General features: G+C 35.5%; 18 protein-coding genes. 11 read left to right on the top strand and 7 right to left on the bottom strand.

The window, feature by feature from the left end; all coding sequences use genetic code 11:
• Window positions 1-5: 5 nt before the first annotated feature.
• Entirely contained in the window at window positions 6-1,619 is a 1,614-nt protein-coding gene (locus tag AAHI99_RS05905) for an NAD+ synthase (RefSeq protein WP_342227359.1), read from the top strand.
• Between the two features lie 22 nt (window positions 1,620-1,641).
• On the opposite strand, the gene AAHI99_RS05910 is transcribed toward AAHI99_RS05905, so the two are convergent.
• The 3 genes from AAHI99_RS05910 to AAHI99_RS05920 form a co-directional block, all read right to left on the bottom strand.
• Entirely contained in the window at window positions 1,642-2,589 is a 948-nt protein-coding gene (locus tag AAHI99_RS05910; RefSeq protein WP_342227360.1) for an ankyrin repeat domain-containing protein, read from the bottom strand.
• A gap of 64 nt (window positions 2,590-2,653) precedes the next feature.
• Window positions 2,654-3,418 carry an outer membrane protein assembly factor BamD gene (locus AAHI99_RS05915; RefSeq protein ID WP_342227361.1) on the bottom strand — a complete coding sequence of 255 codons (765 nt, stop codon included), beginning with the start codon at window positions 3,416-3,418 and terminating at the stop codon, window positions 2,654-2,656.
• Window positions 3,419-3,553: 135 nt separating this feature from the next.
• Window positions 3,554-3,769, bottom strand: a complete 216-nt coding sequence (locus tag AAHI99_RS05920) for a YgaP-like transmembrane domain (protein WP_339050021.1) — start codon at window positions 3,767-3,769, stop codon at window positions 3,554-3,556.
• Window positions 3,770-3,835: 66 nt separating this feature from the next.
• Between AAHI99_RS05920 and rluD the strand changes: the two genes are divergently transcribed.
• From rluD to AAHI99_RS05935, 3 genes are all read left to right on the top strand, one after another.
• Window positions 3,836-4,807 (top strand): 23S rRNA pseudouridine(1911/1915/1917) synthase RluD, encoded by a 972-nt coding sequence (rluD, locus tag AAHI99_RS05925; protein ID WP_342227362.1) that lies wholly within the window; start codon window positions 3,836-3,838, stop codon window positions 4,805-4,807.
• Window positions 4,800-5,537, top strand: a complete 738-nt coding sequence (pgeF, locus tag AAHI99_RS05930) for a peptidoglycan editing factor PgeF (protein WP_342227363.1) — start codon at window positions 4,800-4,802, stop codon at window positions 5,535-5,537. Before rluD ends, pgeF begins: the two co-directional genes overlap by 8 nt.
• A 236-nt stretch (window positions 5,538-5,773) precedes the next feature.
• Window positions 5,774-6,526: a hypothetical protein gene (locus AAHI99_RS05935; RefSeq protein ID WP_342227364.1), complete on the top strand. Its 753-nt coding sequence runs from the start codon at window positions 5,774-5,776 to the stop codon at window positions 6,524-6,526.
• A gap of 21 nt (window positions 6,527-6,547) precedes the next feature.
• Here the strand turns inward: AAHI99_RS05935 and AAHI99_RS05940 are convergent, their stop codons facing one another.
• The 3 genes from AAHI99_RS05940 to ccsA all read right to left on the bottom strand — a co-directional run bounded on the left by AAHI99_RS05940 (window position 6,548) and on the right by ccsA (window position 8,642).
• Window positions 6,548-6,811, bottom strand: a complete 264-nt coding sequence (locus AAHI99_RS05940; RefSeq protein WP_342227365.1) for a hypothetical protein — start codon at window positions 6,809-6,811, stop codon at window positions 6,548-6,550.
• A 114-nt stretch (window positions 6,812-6,925) separates the two neighbouring features.
• Window positions 6,926-8,185: an HlyC/CorC family transporter gene (locus tag AAHI99_RS05945; RefSeq protein ID WP_342227366.1), complete on the bottom strand. Its 1,260-nt coding sequence runs from the start codon at window positions 8,183-8,185 to the stop codon at window positions 6,926-6,928.
• 19 nt (window positions 8,186-8,204) lie between these two features.
• Window positions 8,205-8,642: a cytochrome c biogenesis protein CcsA gene (gene ccsA / locus AAHI99_RS05950; RefSeq protein WP_342227367.1), complete on the bottom strand. Its 438-nt coding sequence runs from the start codon at window positions 8,640-8,642 to the stop codon at window positions 8,205-8,207.
• A 148-nt stretch (window positions 8,643-8,790) separates the two neighbouring features.
• On the opposite strand from ccsA, the gene ffh reads away from it, so the two are divergent.
• From ffh to AAHI99_RS05980, 6 genes are all read left to right on the top strand, one after another.
• Complete coding sequence (ffh, locus tag AAHI99_RS05955; RefSeq protein ID WP_342227368.1) at window positions 8,791-10,146, top strand: signal recognition particle protein; 1,356 nt, start codon at window positions 8,791-8,793, stop codon at window positions 10,144-10,146.
• A 135-nt stretch (window positions 10,147-10,281) separates the two neighbouring features.
• A complete protein-coding gene (gene rpsP, locus AAHI99_RS05960; RefSeq protein WP_342227369.1) occupies window positions 10,282-10,569 on the top strand; it encodes a 30S ribosomal protein S16 in 288 nt (95 codons plus the stop codon).
• 89 nt (window positions 10,570-10,658) lie between these two features.
• A complete protein-coding gene (rimM, locus tag AAHI99_RS05965; RefSeq protein ID WP_342227370.1) occupies window positions 10,659-11,174 on the top strand; it encodes a ribosome maturation factor RimM in 516 nt (171 codons plus the stop codon).
• Window positions 11,168-11,920, top strand: coding sequence for a tRNA (guanosine(37)-N1)-methyltransferase TrmD (trmD, locus tag AAHI99_RS05970; RefSeq protein WP_425288736.1), 753 nt, complete (start codon window positions 11,168-11,170; stop codon window positions 11,918-11,920). Before rimM ends, trmD begins: the two co-directional genes overlap by 7 nt.
• Window positions 11,921-11,935: 15 nt before the next feature.
• Window positions 11,936-12,349, top strand: a complete 414-nt coding sequence (rplS, locus tag AAHI99_RS05975; protein WP_342227371.1) for a 50S ribosomal protein L19 — start codon at window positions 11,936-11,938, stop codon at window positions 12,347-12,349.
• An 81-nt stretch (window positions 12,350-12,430) separates the two neighbouring features.
• On the top strand, window positions 12,431-12,892 hold the full coding sequence (locus AAHI99_RS05980) for a methylated-DNA--[protein]-cysteine S-methyltransferase (protein WP_342227372.1): 462 nt from the start codon (window positions 12,431-12,433) through the stop codon (window positions 12,890-12,892).
• Window positions 12,893-13,368: 476 nt separating this feature from the next.
• Here AAHI99_RS05980 and AAHI99_RS05985 read toward each other — a convergent pair whose 3' ends face one another.
• Window positions 13,369-15,699 carry a DNA internalization-related competence protein ComEC/Rec2 gene (locus AAHI99_RS05985; RefSeq protein WP_342227373.1) on the bottom strand — a complete coding sequence of 777 codons (2,331 nt, stop codon included), beginning with the start codon at window positions 15,697-15,699 and terminating at the stop codon, window positions 13,369-13,371.
• 195 nt (window positions 15,700-15,894) lie between these two features.
• Here AAHI99_RS05985 and AAHI99_RS05990 point away from each other — a divergent pair, with 195 nt between their 5' ends.
• A complete protein-coding gene (locus AAHI99_RS05990; protein WP_342227374.1) occupies window positions 15,895-16,122 on the top strand; it encodes a hypothetical protein in 228 nt (75 codons plus the stop codon).
• Window positions 16,123-16,147 lie beyond the last annotated feature (25 nt).

Below are 16,147 nucleotides of genomic sequence, written 5' to 3' on the forward strand. Positions count from 1 at the left end.
TTACTATGCCAACAACATTCCGCATTGCTATAGCACAATTAAATTTTTTAGTTGGTGATATTAAAGGAAATACACAAATAATTTTAGATAATATACAAAAAGCTAAGAAAGATTCAGTTGATCTGTTAATTTTTCCGGAACTTGCTTTAAGCGGTTATCCTCCTGAAGATCTACTTTTACGTGAAGATTTTAAATTAAAAATTCAACATGCTTTAAAAATTATTCAAGAAAAATCGAGTGATATCGCTATTCTATTAGGTCATCCAGACTATAGTTCTAAAGGGGTTTTTAATGCTGCTAGCTTGATAGAAAATAAAAAAATTGTTTGTACCTATCATAAACAATATTTACCCAATTATGGTGTCTTTGATGAACGACGTTATTTTAATCCTGGAAATTCAGATGGTTTATTTAAAATAAAAGGTCTAAATATAGGTATTTTAATTTGTGAAGATCTTTGGTTCAGTCAACCCTCATCTGCACTTAAAGAAAAAGGCGCACAAATATTAGTATGTATCAATGCTTCTCCTTTTGATTATACAAAAGCTCAACAACGATTAAAAATGATAACCGATCGCATAGAAGAAACAAACTTACCCTTACTTTATGTCCATGGTGTGGGTGGACAAGACGATTTAGTATTTGATGGTGGTTCCCAAGCGTTTGATGCTAAAGGTCATCTTATAGCCGAAGCAGGTTTTTTTAAAGAAACCTTATGGTTAGTTGATCTCAAAGTTAATTCATTGATTGAATTTATATCACAAACTCTTCTATCTAAATCTTTGATTAATGAAACCATCTATAAAGCTTTAGTACTTGGGGTGCGTGATTATGTTAATAAAAATCATTTTTCAGGTGTTTTAATTGGTATTTCCGGCGGCATCGATTCTGCATTAGTTTTAGCTATTGCAGTCGATGCCCTTGGAAAAGACCGCGTTCAGACTGTCTTTTTACCTTCTCGTTACACCTCACAACTTAGCCATGATATTGTGCGAATTCTTGTAAACAAATTAGGTGTGCATAATAAAACGATTTCCATTGAGCTTAGCTTTTCAGCATTTTTAACTACACTAAATTTTGATAGTAAACATCCTCCTGTAGGGCTTACAACTGAAAATATTCAAGCACGTTGTCGTGCAGTATTATTGATGGCTTTATCTAATCAATCTGGAAATCTTCTATTAAATTGTACTAATAAAAGTGAGTTAGCTGTGGGTTATGGTACTTTATACGGAGATATGGCTGGTGGGTTTTCGGTACTTAAAGATGTATCTAAGACTCGTGTTTATCAACTAGCGACTTATCGCAATAATGGCATTTTTCCAGATGTGTTATTGTCACGCCCACCCAGTGCTGAACTCTCCGAAAACCAAAAAGATGAAGACACTTTACCTCCCTATGCTCAACTTGATACCATTTTAGAACTGTATGTAGAACAAGATAAAAGTATGGATGATATTGTTGAAGCGGGATTTGCTAAAGAAATGGTGCAAAGAATTATTAATTTAGTTAATAAGAATGAGTATAAACGTCGGCAATTAGCTACTGGCCCTCGCGTAACTCCCCGATCTTTTGGCAGAGAGCGCCGTTATCCAATTACTTCAGGTTTTTCTTCCTAGAAGAAAAGAATTTTATAACTCATTAAAGGCCAGGTCGTCTAATTTTAACATTAGAATTTATAGAATTTTCGATAGTCGCAGTTTTATAAAAAAAAGTAGCTATATTTGTCACATGCTTCAAGGACTCTATATCTAAATATTTCAATATTTTTTCCCAACAATCTGGATTTAACTTGTCATTCTTATTATAGATAGACACTGAGTTTAGTGCCGTCTTTAATGATATAGCTTTTATCATTGCATCCCACATAATTGACAGCTCTTCAGTAGTGTGGTTGCGCGCAGGTTTCTCCATACGTCGTGAAATAGCAGTTGCTATAATTATCTTTTTTATATGGTTTTCAGCTATAGACAGAGCCGCTCGAAAATATCGGTCGGTAAAGTCAATATTGGCGTCATTTTCAAGAAGCAAACTTATGATTTCTTGGTTATTATTAAGAATAGCTAAATAAAGTGGCGTCTCACTTTCCCGATAAACTTTATTAGCATTGGCACCATTTTCAAGAAGCAGGCATACGACATCGGTATTATTGTTTTGTGTAGCTAGATACAGTGCAGTGATACCTTGTTCATAGGCCCTATCAACGTTAGCTCCTTTTTCAATAAGAAGCTTTGCTATTTCCTTGTTATTAATCCCATAAAACAAAGGTGTGCGGTCATGAGAATCTCTTGCATGAACATCAGCCCCGTTTTCAAGAAGCAACTGCGTCATTTCACTATCATCATTATGGATGGCTCGAAACAGAAGTGAATAATCTATTAAATGATTGGTATGAATATTAGCCCCATTTTCAAGAAGCAATCTTGCCATATCATAACGATTGTGAAAAACAGCTTTGTATAGAGGCGTATCACCATTAGGCTTCACTGCGCAAACATCAGCCCCCTTTTCGATAAGATCCTCAACTGCTGCTAAAGTACCAGATTTTACTGCTTTAAATAACTTATAATCCAATTCAGCGTTATTCATATAACAACCCTATTATATTTTTTATAGTATTGTTAATTATAACAGCTGAATAGGTAATAAAAATTTATATATTTTGGTAATCTGCATCGGGATAATTTAATCTAAACACAGTCAAGCTCTGATTCGCCAACTCTTCTAAACCCAAAATACGATAAGATTTAATCATAATAATCAAAGCTTTTGGGATTTCAGGCGCTCCTTGGTAACGTTGTATAATTTCATTAGCCCGATTTGCTGCAGCCACATAGGCTTTTTTATGGAAATAATAATCAGCAATATGTAATTCATAACTTGCAAATAAATTACGCAAATAGATCATGCGCTGACGAGCATCGGGAACGTATTGGCTATCAGGATAACGACGAATCAATTCTGCGAATTCTTGATATCCTAATTGCATAGTCCCCGGGTCACGCAAAGACAAATCAATCGGTACATAACGTAAATACCAACCTCTATCTTGATCCATATCCGCCATTGCTTGCATATAGTATGCATAATCAATATGTTCACTATTGGGATATAAATGAATAAAACGCTCGGCTGCGGATTTCGCCGATGGCGCATCACCATCCTTATAGTATACATATATCAATTCTAATTGGGCTTTCTCTGCATACCGATTAAAAGGATATAATACATCTAATGCTTCATAGGCTTTAATAGCCTGAGTAAAATTCCGATCAATTAAAGATTCTTTTGCGTTTTGATAGATTTGGTTAATTGTTTGTCCTTTAAAAGCAATAAATGGATCATTGGAATGACTAGCACACGCAGACAGCATAGCCAATATAAAACTCACCAAAAATACAAATTTAAATATTTTCACAATACTTTTCAATAAAGCTATGCTTTATTCCCTTTTTTAAAGTGAAGGAAGGAATAAGCGAAATTACTGTCTACTCTTTTATTTAGCATCCAAAAAGTCAAATTTTATTATTATTAATTTGACCAGCAAATCCATTTAATCTTTTTTACGGAAGATCTCATTTAGCTTAAATTTCTCTGCCAAAATAGGGATTCCACACCAGCCTATGATGGCCTCAATAATGAGAATAACACCCACTAAAAAAGCAAATAATTTGCCCAGACCCAATAACACACCAATCAATAATACAATACCAATCACCAAACGTGAAAGACGTTCATTGGATTCAAGATTGCTTGCTACATTGAACATAGATAGTATCCTCTATTAAGTCGTAATAAAAAGGCATCGCTCCCGTCAGCATTATAGCGATATTCTATGAAAAACACAGCTCAAGTAATAAATTGCCAAGCAATTGTCCCAGAACATTTAGCAGAAAAGCGTCTCGACCAAATTTTGAGTCAGTTATTTCCTGCTTATTCCCGTACGCGTTTGCAACAATGGATTCGTTGTCAACAAGTTTGGGTTGATGATGAACTCAAACGACCACGGGATAAAATAAAAGCAGGGGCTAAAATTATTATTTTAGCTAGCTTAAGTGAAGAAGTTAGTTGGGAGGCAGAAGAGCTTCCTCTTGATATTATTTATGAAGATGAAGCTTTACTTGTAGTTAACAAGCCTGCAGGATTAGTCGTCCATCCTGCCGTAGGAAATACGCATAAAACCCTCGTAAATGCTCTTTTACATTATTTACCTGAACTCAAAAAACTTCCTCGGGCTGGAATCATACATCGTTTAGACAAAGACACATCGGGTCTATTAATAATTCCTAAAATTTTAAACGCGTATAATAAATTGGTCAAACAACTACAAGCAAGAACTATGAAACGCGAATATATAGCTGTTATTCAGGGCCTATTAATCGCTGGGGGAACTATCAATGCACCTATAGGCCGTCATCCGAGATTAAGAAAAAAAATGGCTGTCACTGAGTTGTTGAATGGAAAACCAGCGGTATCGCATTATCGAGTCATAGAACGTTTTAATCATCACACACTTATTAAAGTAAAACTAGAAACAGGCCGCACTCATCAAATTCGCGTGCATATGGCTCATATCCATCACCCATTGGTCGGCGATAAAACCTATACTGGCCGCTTTCATTTACCAAAAAAAGCCAGTGAATTGCTGATTAATTGCTTGCATCATTTTCCTCGCCAAGCCTTGCATGCACAATGTTTAGGAATTATCCATCCTGTTACCTTACAACCTATGGAGTGGCATAGCCCTTTACCTGAAGACATTCATCAATTAATTAACTGTTTGCGAGAAGATAAACTGAATGCTTGATTTAATCATTCCAGAATGGCCAGCTCCACACTGGATCAAAGCTTACACAACAACTCGAACAGGTGGATTTAGTCGTGCTCCCTACAATAGTTTAAATATCGCCGCGCATGTAGGGGATAATTTGGACGATGTATCAAAAAACCGTCAATTACTAAAGAAAAAATTACATCTAAAAAAACGTATTATCTGGTTAGAACAAGTACATGGAAACACTGCTATTTCAGCTGATCACTCTCTCGATAATTTTGCGGCTGATGCTATTTATTCGAGAACAGAACAAACGGTCTGTGCCGTACAAACCGCAGATTGCTTACCATTATTAATTTGCAGCTTTAGTAGTTATTATGTCGCCGCCATCCATGCCGGTTGGAAAGGTTTAAGCAATGGTATTATAGAAACTACTATTAATGCATTAGCCTTACCGCCCAACGATATTTTAGTTTGGCTAGGTCCTGCTATTGGCCCTCAAGCTTTTATAGTCGGAGAAGAAGTTTTTCAATCGTTTGTAGACGAAGATCCGACGGCCGAAATAGCTTTTCAGCCTTTAGAAAACAAGCAATGGCTGGCAAATCTCTATAAATTGGCTCAACTACGTTTACGAAAGCTAGGAATAAACTCCATCTACGGAGGTAATTACTGTACTTTTTCCGACAAGCTTCGTTTTTTCTCATATCGGAGAGACCAAATAACAGGGCGAATGCTGAGCCTTATTTGGATAAACCTACCTTAAAAAAGAACTCCAATCTTACATTAACTTTGCCTAAAATCTCCAAGTAGAGTCACAGCAATTGAATTTTGACAAATATCTAATTATGCAGCCTGCATAGACTTAACATGCATGAGAATTGCGAATCGAGCAGAGCCACACAGACAAAAATTCAAGAACGAGCATAGGGGTATTTTCTTGAATTACGCCCAAGCCTGCCTTATACTATTGCGCAATATAAAAACAATAATAATAAATTTATGCATCGATTTTTTTCAGTTTTACTATTATGCCTGTTAACTACTCCATTATTAGCTGAACCTACCTCTAAAAATATATACTCTCAGCAATTGGATTTTTGTCAAGGCGCCGCGATAATTAAGCAACCTGAGTGTATTAACATACATGAGGATTGCGAGTTGAGCGGCAACACAGACAAAAATTCAAGTGCGAGGAGTATGGCTGTGCCTGATAAACGTTGGGGTATATTATTTTACCATAGTTGGATGACTAATAGTAATATTGGCCCAGTACTAACCGCCCAAGATGTTCATTTCAAATATGGGACGATGAACTCTATCGATTTGTCTTATCAATTAGACCCAACTAACCCTTTACGGCGTTTTTTTCGGCCTTTAGTCAGTACTGTCGAAGTCGCTGGAAATATAACCCAACGACGTGACCCCAACGGCCTCATCTATGAATTTGATCCTTACTTAAATTTTCGCTGGAAAACTTTCCCTTGGGATCATTATGTCACTACAACTTTCGCTATTGGCGATGGACTCTCATATGCAACCAGCATTCCTCTACGAGAAGAGCATGATTCGTCCAATAACAATGCTAAAAGGTTACTAAATTTTTTAGTTGTAGAAGCGACCTTTGCAGCTCCTAGCCACCCCGAATTACAATTCGTAATCAGAGCACATCACCGTTGTGGCGCTTGGGGATTATTTGGCGCCGGCAACTTAAGCTCCAATGCCGTAGGTCTAGGAATACGTTATCTATTTTAATTCTTATTCTTCAATAAAAAATTATTTCGTAGGCACTGGCGCTTTAGATATTGGATTTTCCATAACGCTTTCAATTATCGTCGTTTTTGGCAAATTTTTTAAGAAAAAAGATCCTTGGTTCATATTGGATAAAGACTCTTCACTATTATCAAAAGAAGTTGAAGTTAATGTGGTTGCTCCCAATTCTTTCATTTTTTTTTGCCAACATAAAGCCTTCTTCGCCAAATCTAACGGAGTTGAATTTCTTATACAATAATTAGCATATCCTGTAACTTTTCGAATCATTTCATAGCCTTCTAAAAAAAATTAATTCAATTAAAATATCCTAACTAATTATATCAACTATTTATTTTTTTTCAAAAAAATAAATTTAATAGGAAATGTTCTATTTTTTTTAGTTTAAACCGCACGACTTGGAAAAATCTTAACGGTTTTAATCATATTATCTTTAATCAAGATAACTTCCATCGTTTTATTTTCAAACTGAAACATAGTGCCTACTTTTGGAATAACTTCAAGCGTCTCAATAATTAATCCACTTAAAGTTTTTGGGCCGCGTAAGGGCAAATTTAAATTTAATTGACGATTTAAATCTCGTAATGCAATTCCTCCATCCACCAAGTAACTACCATCTGCTTGCAATGCAACAGCACGACGAATTAATGCCATATCCGTGGTAAATTCACCCACAATTTCTTCTAATATGTCTTCTAAGGTAATAAGACCCTGAAGCTCGCCATATTCATTGACAACTAAACCAATACGATGTTTCTCACGACGAAAATTTAACAATTGGCTATTTAATGCTGTTGCTTCAGGTATAAAATGAACCTCTTCTGCTGCTTCGATTAATACTTCTTTACTTAATTGTTGCTTACTTAAACTATTTAAAACTTTTCGAAAATGTAAAATTCCTATTATCTCATCAAGAGAATCTCGATAAATCGGTAGCCGTGTATATTCGCTCTTAATTAATTGTTTTAAAATTACGTCCCAAGGCTGATTAATATCGATACCAATAATTTCCTGCCTTGGAATCATAATATCTTCTACGGTTACTTTATTTAGCTCTAATACCTTGAGCAACATATTTTTATAACCATTAGGCATATGTCCAGTCCCCTCACGTAATAAACTTACTAATTCTTCGCGGGACAACTGTTCGACTGTCAATTTTGGAATTTTTATCCCAAATAAACGTAAGGTAGTATTTGCCATTAAATTTGTTAGCCAAACAAAGGGGTATAAAATATGCAACAAAATAATTAGAGGCCAAACGGCAAACAACGCAATCGGTTGAGGATATAAGGTTGCTAAGGTTTTCGGTGCTACTTCACAAAAAATTAATACTACAAAAGTAAGCGCTAGAGTTGCCAAAAAAACACCCGATGCCGAAAAATATTGTAATGCAAGCAACGTAACTACAGCGGAAGCAAGGATATTAGCAAAAGTTCCGCATAAAAGAATAACCCCGAGCAAACGATCGGGTCTTTTTAATAAATCCTGTACACGTTTGGCGAGCAGGTTACGCTGTCTTACGAGATGACGTAATCGATATCTATTTATCGATAACATGGCAGCTTCTGCCAATGAAAAAAAGACAGCGGCTAATAATAATAAAAATAATAAACCAACAAGAAATGCAAATGAATAATGCATGCGCTAAGGTCTCATCCTTTTAAAGATTCGGCATGAATAAAATCGTTCCTAAATAAACTATTCCAATTAAACTAGCACCAATTAAGGTCCAGCTAATCGCAATTTTACCCCGCCAACCAAAATAATTTCTCCCGATTAATAGCATTAAAAGCACTCCCCAAGCGAGGAGCGATAAAAGTATTTTTTGCCACAAATGCCGTTCAAAAACAGGATGAAATAAAATCAAACTGCTGGCCAATACTAATGTCAGTAAAACGATAGCGATAGAAATAAGCGTAAATAGATACGTTTCCATCACTTCCAAAGGTGGGAAATATTGAATAAATCCTATAGCTTGTTTATGCTTGAGCATCCACTCTTGGCTGGCCAATAGCAATGCTTGGAGTGCGGCGCTGATTAAAACAATCAGTGCAAGCGTTGATAGAAAAATATGAACAAAATCAGCATAGGACACCATCAGACTCGCTTACTCCTCAGCTAAGCTGATACAATAACAGAAATTTTTGGGTCATTCATCATGTCCTTTTTTTATAAAATCCGGCTTCTCTACTTCGTAGACTTAGTCTCATTAAAAATTACGATAAATTTAGGACTACTATAAAATCATGTTTGACAATTTAACAGCTCGTTTAAAACAATCTTTTAAAAATATTCGTGGTCAAGGTCGCTTAAGCGAACATAATATTAAGGAAAGTCTTCGTGAAGTAAAAAAAGCTTTAATTGAAGCGGATGTCGCCTATCCTGTTGTCAAAACAATTGTTGAACAAGTACGCCAAGGCGCCATTGGGCAAAAAGTCACAGAAAGCTTAGCACCAGGTCAAGCCTTTATAAAAATTGTAAGTGATACCTTAACTAGTATCATGGGGAAGGATCTATCCGAATTAAATCTTTTTACACAAGCACCAGCCATAATTATGGTAGCGGGCTTGCAAGGTTCAGGAAAAACAACAACGGTTGCAAAATTAGCCTATTGGTTAAAAGAACAAAAAAATAAATCGGTTTTAGTGACTAGTACTGATATTCATCGTCCTGCAGCTATTTTACAACTTGAAAATTTGGCCGAAAGTATAGGTGTGTTATTTCACACGAGTAACGCCTCGCAAACACCTACTCATATTGTTCAAACTGCTATCCAAGCTGCTCGAAATAAAGGGGCAGATGTCGTTATTATCGATACAGCCGGTCGCTTACATATTGATACAGCAATGATGGATGAAGTGCGCACTATCCACGCTGTTAGTAATCCCATCGAAAGCTTATTCGTGCTTGATAGTATGATGGGTCAAGACGCTGTAAAAACAGCACAGGGTTTTAACGAAGCTATCCCTCTTACTGGAATCATCCTGAGCAAAATGGATGGTGATGCACGTGGGGGAGCCGCTTTATCAGTAAAATTTACTTTAGGTAAACCAATTAAATTTATCGGCTCCGGTGAAAAAGTCACTGCACTTGAACCTTTTTACCCGGATAGAATTGCTTCGCGCATTCTTGGTATGGGCGATGTCCTTTCGTTAGTCGAAGAAGTACAGCGTCATACCGATCAAAAAGCCATACAAAAACTCAATCAAAAATTGCAAAAAGGCAAAAAATTTGATCTGGAAGATTTTTTAAATCAACTTATACAAATGGATAATATGGGAGGGATGGAGCAACTCTTAGGCAAGCTTCCCGATGGAAACAGTACTGCTTTACTCGCTAGTGCTAAAAATACACTTAATAAAAAACTAACTTCCCAGATGCAAGCAATCATCCGTTCTATGACGAAAAAAGAACGGCTTTTTCCAGATACTATCCAAGGATCCCGAAAACGGCGTATTGCCGGAGGTTCGGGGACGCAAATCCAGGATGTGAACCGACTCCTGAAACAGTTCAATCAAATGCAAAAAATGATGAAGCGTTTCTCTAAGCCTGGCTCCATGAATAAACTTCTACAAGGGCTACAAAATCACTACCCTCGATAAAACCTCTAGAAACTCGAATGAAGCCCTTCCCAAATTAATAAAATTTGCGTAGAATCCGGGCTGGTTTCAATCTAAGCTAGCTCATTCAATTGAGCGTTTAAATAGACAGTAAAAATAGAGAGGAAAATTTATTCCATGGTTATCATTCGTTTAGCACGAGGAGGCCGCACAAAACGCCCCTTCTACCACATTGTTGTAACAGATAGCCGAAATCCGCGTGATGGCAGCTATATTGAACGTTTAGGTTTTCATAACTCTGTTGCTGTAGGGAAAGAAGTAGCATTACAGATTGCAGAAGACCGAGTTAATTATTGGGTGTCCCAAGGGGCTAAAACTTCAAAGCAAGTACAAAATCTCCTGAAAAAAGCTAAAAATGGAGCAAATAGCCCTAAGAAAACTGAGGCCCAGGCGGAAGCTGCTTAATACATCCACCTTTCCTGAAATTTACTAAGACCACCTCTCTGTATTAGATGCTAGATAAAGTACTGTTGTAATCAATCAAAGAGGCAAAGATGACAAAAAAAAAGGTCTTAGTAGGGACTATCGGAAAACCTTATGGTGTCAAAGGATGGGTTAAAATAAATTCCTATACAGAACCTGTCAGTAATATCCTTGATTATCAACCCTGGTATTTAGAAGCACCCAGTAAACCTTCTTCTCCTCCTATCCTAATTGAAATAATAGATAATTGCCTTCATGGTCAACAGATAGTAGCGCTACTCGCAAACTGTATAACACCTGAATCAGCATGTCTTTATACAAATTATAAAATCTATGTAGATCGAGAAAAGTTCTTTCCCTTAGCAGAGCAAGAGTACTATTGGACAGATTTAGAAGGCTTAAAAGTCTATACTTGTGAAAACGCTTATCTCGGCATAATCCAAGCTATCTTTGCTACGGGTGCTAATGATGTATTAGTGATCACTGATAAAAAAAGACATTTAGTTCCATTTTTATTAGATCAAACCATTAAGTCTATCGATTTAGAGAATAAAACGATGATAGTCGATTGGGACGCTGAATTTTGATGGATATTCAGATTATTAGCCTATTTCCTGAAATGTTTACTCCTTTAAATTTGAGTATACCTGGACGTGTACAAAAAAAAGGGCTATTAAAAATATCTTATTTAAATCCTCGGGATTTCACACAAGATAAGCATAATACTGTAGATGATCGTCCCTATGGAGGCGGGCCTGGAATGGTTATGAAGTTTGAGCCATTATTAGCTGCGATAAAGATGGCTAAATTACGTCAAGAGACTTTATATCCAGCCCCTTTAGTTAGTTATTTATCGCCTCAAGGAAAAAAATTTGATCAAATAGCTGCTCAAGAATTAAGCCAACGTACAGGACTTGTCCTAATCGCAGGTCGTTATGAAGGCATCGATCAGCGTCTTATTAACTGTGAAGTCGACGAGGAATGGTCTCTAGGAGATTTTATTTTGAGTGGTGGCGAACTTGCGGCTATGTGTCTTATTGATAGCATAGCCCGTCTATTACCAGGAGCATTAGGTCATCTGGAATCTGCGTCACAAGATTCATTTAGCTCGGCTCTACTAGATTACCCGCATTATACACGCCCTGCAAAGCTAGATGGTCAAGATGTTCCGGAAGTTCTGCTACAGGGGGACCACTCCGCCATTGCTCGTTGGCGTTTAAAACAAGCTTTGGGACAAACCTGGCAACGTCGACCAGATTTATTAAAAAAGCATATACTTAGCGAACAAGAGCAGGTATTATTGGCCGAATTCATCCGTGAAAATAGCGAATAAAATTTGGAGTTAGCGATGAGCAATCTCATACAAACTATTGAAAAAGAACAAATGCAATCAAAAAAGGACATTCCCGACTTTCGTGCGGGAGATACAGTCGTAGTCAAAATTAAAGTCAAAGAAGGTACACGCGAACGATTACAATCCTTTGAAGGTGTTGTTATTGCGCGACGAAATCGTGGATTCAACTCCGCATTTACTGTAAGAAAGATCTCACATGGCGAAGGAGTGGAACGAGTTTTTCCTCTTTATAGCCCTTTAACGGCTAGCATAGAAATTAAAAGACGTGGTGATGTTCGAAAAGCAAAACTATATCATTTACGCAACCTACGTGGTAAAGCGGCGCGTATTAAAGAAAAATTAGTAAATACCCTGCAAGCTTCTATTTCAACAAAAGAAGATGCTAGTAACAACGATCCTATAGAGTAGATATCAATCTTTGCCAACAATTTTTTCAATATTGTTGGCAATTCAAAGTTTTAGACTCCTTTAAAAGATAATATCGCTTTTATGTTTTATAAAGCTATAGTTCAAACTCCTATTGGTAAGCTTGGAATATCCACTTTGGGTCAATTATTAATCCGGCTTGATTTTTTAACCGATGATAGAGTATTAATTACCCCTAATGAAGAAATTATAGAAAACATCGTAAGTCAGCTTAATCAATATTTTCGATGCCCAAGCTTTGAGTTTAATATCCCCTACCAACTCCAAGGGACTCCTTTTCAAACTAAGGTTTGGCAAGCATTAAGTAATTTGCCTATACAAACAACTGTTAGTTACGGTGCTCTCGCCAATAAATTAAAAACAGGTGCGCGAGCTATAGGTAATGCTTGCCGAGCAAACCCTCTTCCAATACTAATCCCATGTCATCGTGTTTTGGCTCAAGGAAATATAGGTGGCTATAAAGGAAAAGAAATATCTATTAAAAAATGGTTGTTAAATCATGAATTTTATTCCAGTACATTTTAAACTGGATTAGAATTCGAAATATATTTTCACTTTAATAATCAAATGAAAATTTGTTTATTTATTAATTTCTTTCAAGCTTCCTCAAATTCATTTCTCAGCTCCTGTAAGTCTTTACTCAAAAGTGTGTAAGTTAAGACTGAAGCCGCCAAACGCCCATTGTAATAAATTATAACTTTGTTACTCTAAGTAGTGTGTGTTGTTAATGATCTAATCAAGGACTTAATTTCCAGAAATAATCTAAAGAATAGATTACTGACGTGGAAATTAATTAGCAAATCCTTATGTTATGTGGAATAGATAAGGATGTCTACACTACAAGGATGTAGTGTTAGCAAGGATGCTACAAGGACGTTATTAACACAGATATACCCCCTTGGGCCGTTTTACGGCCCTTTTTAATTTATCACATGAATTTTTGTCAGTGTTTTCATCAATCGATAACAATAAATATTTAAAAACTTTTATCTTTCAATGTATTAATCTTGCCAAAAATGATGATTTCTTTCATAGTAAGTCTCTGCTTGAATATTATAAGAATGAGCATTTAATTTTAATGTAATAGCTCCTTCGGTCGCTGTATTGTAGATTTTAGAACCTAAACGTTGATAACGATTTAATACGATTTTATGCGGAAATTTAAATCGATTATGAAAACCCGTTGGGAACAAAGCATAGGCTGGTTGTACATAATTTAAAAATTCTATGCTTGAAGAAGTTTTACTACCGTGATGGGGTACTATTAATACTGTGCTTTGCAAAGATTTTTGCTTTGAATGAACAAGATAGTTTTCTGCAGCTTTTTCTATATCACCCACTAATAAAATACTTTGTAATTGGTTACTAATTTTTAGTACGCATGAACTATTATTACCTAGATAGTCTAGATTCGAGGGTGGGTATAAAATCTCGAAATTAATTCCATCCCATTGCCAGCGCATCTGTTCTTCGCACAAATTTACGATTCTTGGAAGAAATTTTTTAGGAATACTACTCAGTATTTTATCTACTTGTATTTGTTTTAAAATAATCGTCGCTCCACCACTATGATCATTATCACCATGACTAATCACCATCATATTCACTTTATGAACACCGATTGTTTGTAAAAAAGGAAGTAAAACCAATTTTCCTGTATCAAAGGATGGGCTTAGGCGAGGACCCGTATCATAAATCAGGACATGATGTTGAGTACGAACTACACTAGCTAAACCCTGACCCACATCGAGAAGATGAATCCAAATATCACCATATTGTGGCCCCAGACTTTCTCCAAAAAATAAAGGTAATAGCCAAATGAAACCTAAACAACGAGTTGGTGTTCCTCTAGGCGCCAAAATTAACAATATGCCAATTATACTTGAAGCTAAAATCCAGCGATTTGATAAATAGGCATAATATTGAGAAAAAGGTATTCCTGAAAAAAAATTGAGTAATCTCCAAAGTAACTCAAGTAATTTTTCTACGAAAATTAAGATATTTTTTCCAAGAACAGCGCTTACTAAACTAAGTAAGCTACCTAATAAACTAAGCGGTAAAATTAAAAAGCCAATAGCAGGAATGGCTATTAAGTTAGCAATAAAACTAATCCAAGAAATTTGCTGAAAAAATAATAAAGATAAAGGAATCAGTCCTAAGCTTAAAGTTAATTGTATTCGACACCAAACTCGCCAATTTTTTAATGGCTTCATGCGATTTGAGACAGCATAAAAAATTAATATAACTGCTATGAAAGATAACCAAAAACTTGCTGAAAGGACTGCAAAAGGTTCTATTATTAAAATAATTAATAATGTTAAATGAAATGAATGCCAACTAGTAAGATAGCGCCGTTTGATTATCGCCAATGAAAATATAGATAACATCAGTAAAGCACGCTGGGTCGGAATAGCGAAACCCGCTAAAGCACTATAAAAAATAGTTAATAATAACGTTAATGCGCTAGCAATTTTCGGTGCTGGAATATACAAAATAACAACGGATATACGACAGAAAGTAAAACGAACTATCCAATAAATAATTCCTGCAATAAAAGCAAGATGTAAACCTGCAATAGCAAATAAATGATTTGTCCCAGTACCACGCATTACTCGCCATTGTTCATCAGTAATTTCACAACGCATTCCTGTCGTTAAAGCATTTATAAGTCCTATTAAAGGGTAAGCTTGTAGCGCTTTTTTTACATTTGTATTAATTTTTTGACGTAGCGTATCGATAAAATAATATACATTTGTTCGTTGAATTAGGTGTAGGGGTGATTTTTCTAATAGATAACCTGTAGCACAAATGTTTTGTTGAAACAACTCGGCTTGATAGTCAAAGCTACCAGGGTTCCAAAAAGCGCGGGGACGACGTAGACGCAAAGCAAATTGCCAGATATCTCCTTTTTTAAAATTAGTTAATACATTTAAATTTTTGTAAAAATACCCTTTAATTCGTACAGGTATGGGATACCGTAAAGATTCTGAGGTCTCAAGCTTTTGTATAAGAAAGTCAAAACGCACGACATTCGAGAAATTCTCTGGAATAGTTATTATTCTTCCTTTTGCAATTAGCCTCTTACCTTCCAATATTTTTGGCAATTGTAAAGCAAGTTGTTGATGAGCAATTATTAATGACCAAGAAAAACCTAAACAACAAGCAACAAAAAATAAAATCCAATTTGCAAAAAAAAGTCGTTTAAAAAAAGCTAAAGTAATTAAAATTATACTAAATAATATTAGCAAATAGGCTAGTTTTACCGTAGGTAAATGCGAGAAATGTGTAATCCATACCACACCGATTAAAAACCCTAACGTCCAGCGGGCCATATTCTTTTATTTAGAGATAACTTATCTTATTGTATATTTTTTTTAAATTTATTTAAAAACACCTTTATAGTAATAAAAAATAATATTTAATATTATTTTTTATTTAAACCATTATCTTGTATACTTAATAGCTATATCTAAAGTTAAATAGATAAATTAAAAACAAACTAAATTAGTTTAACAAGGAGTGTTCGTATGCAAAAATCAACTGATCTTAATAAAAGAGTCTCTGATAAATCTAGTTCTGAAAATACTATTCAAAAATTACCTACAGAAACTTCCTCTAATTCTTCTGAAAAAACAACTTCTAACGAAAAAAAAGGATTTTTTAATCTCTTTCAAAGATTAAGATGCTCAAATACTAATCTTGAAGACGATAAAAGTGAAGTCGTCTTCAAAGTACCTGAATTTAGACCTAAATAAAGATTGTTTAAAATAGATAAAAATA

The sequence above is a fragment of the Rickettsiella endosymbiont of Rhagonycha lignosa genome, assembly GCF_964031165.1.
Taxonomy (GTDB): Bacteria; Pseudomonadota; Gammaproteobacteria; order Diplorickettsiales; family Diplorickettsiaceae; genus Aquirickettsiella.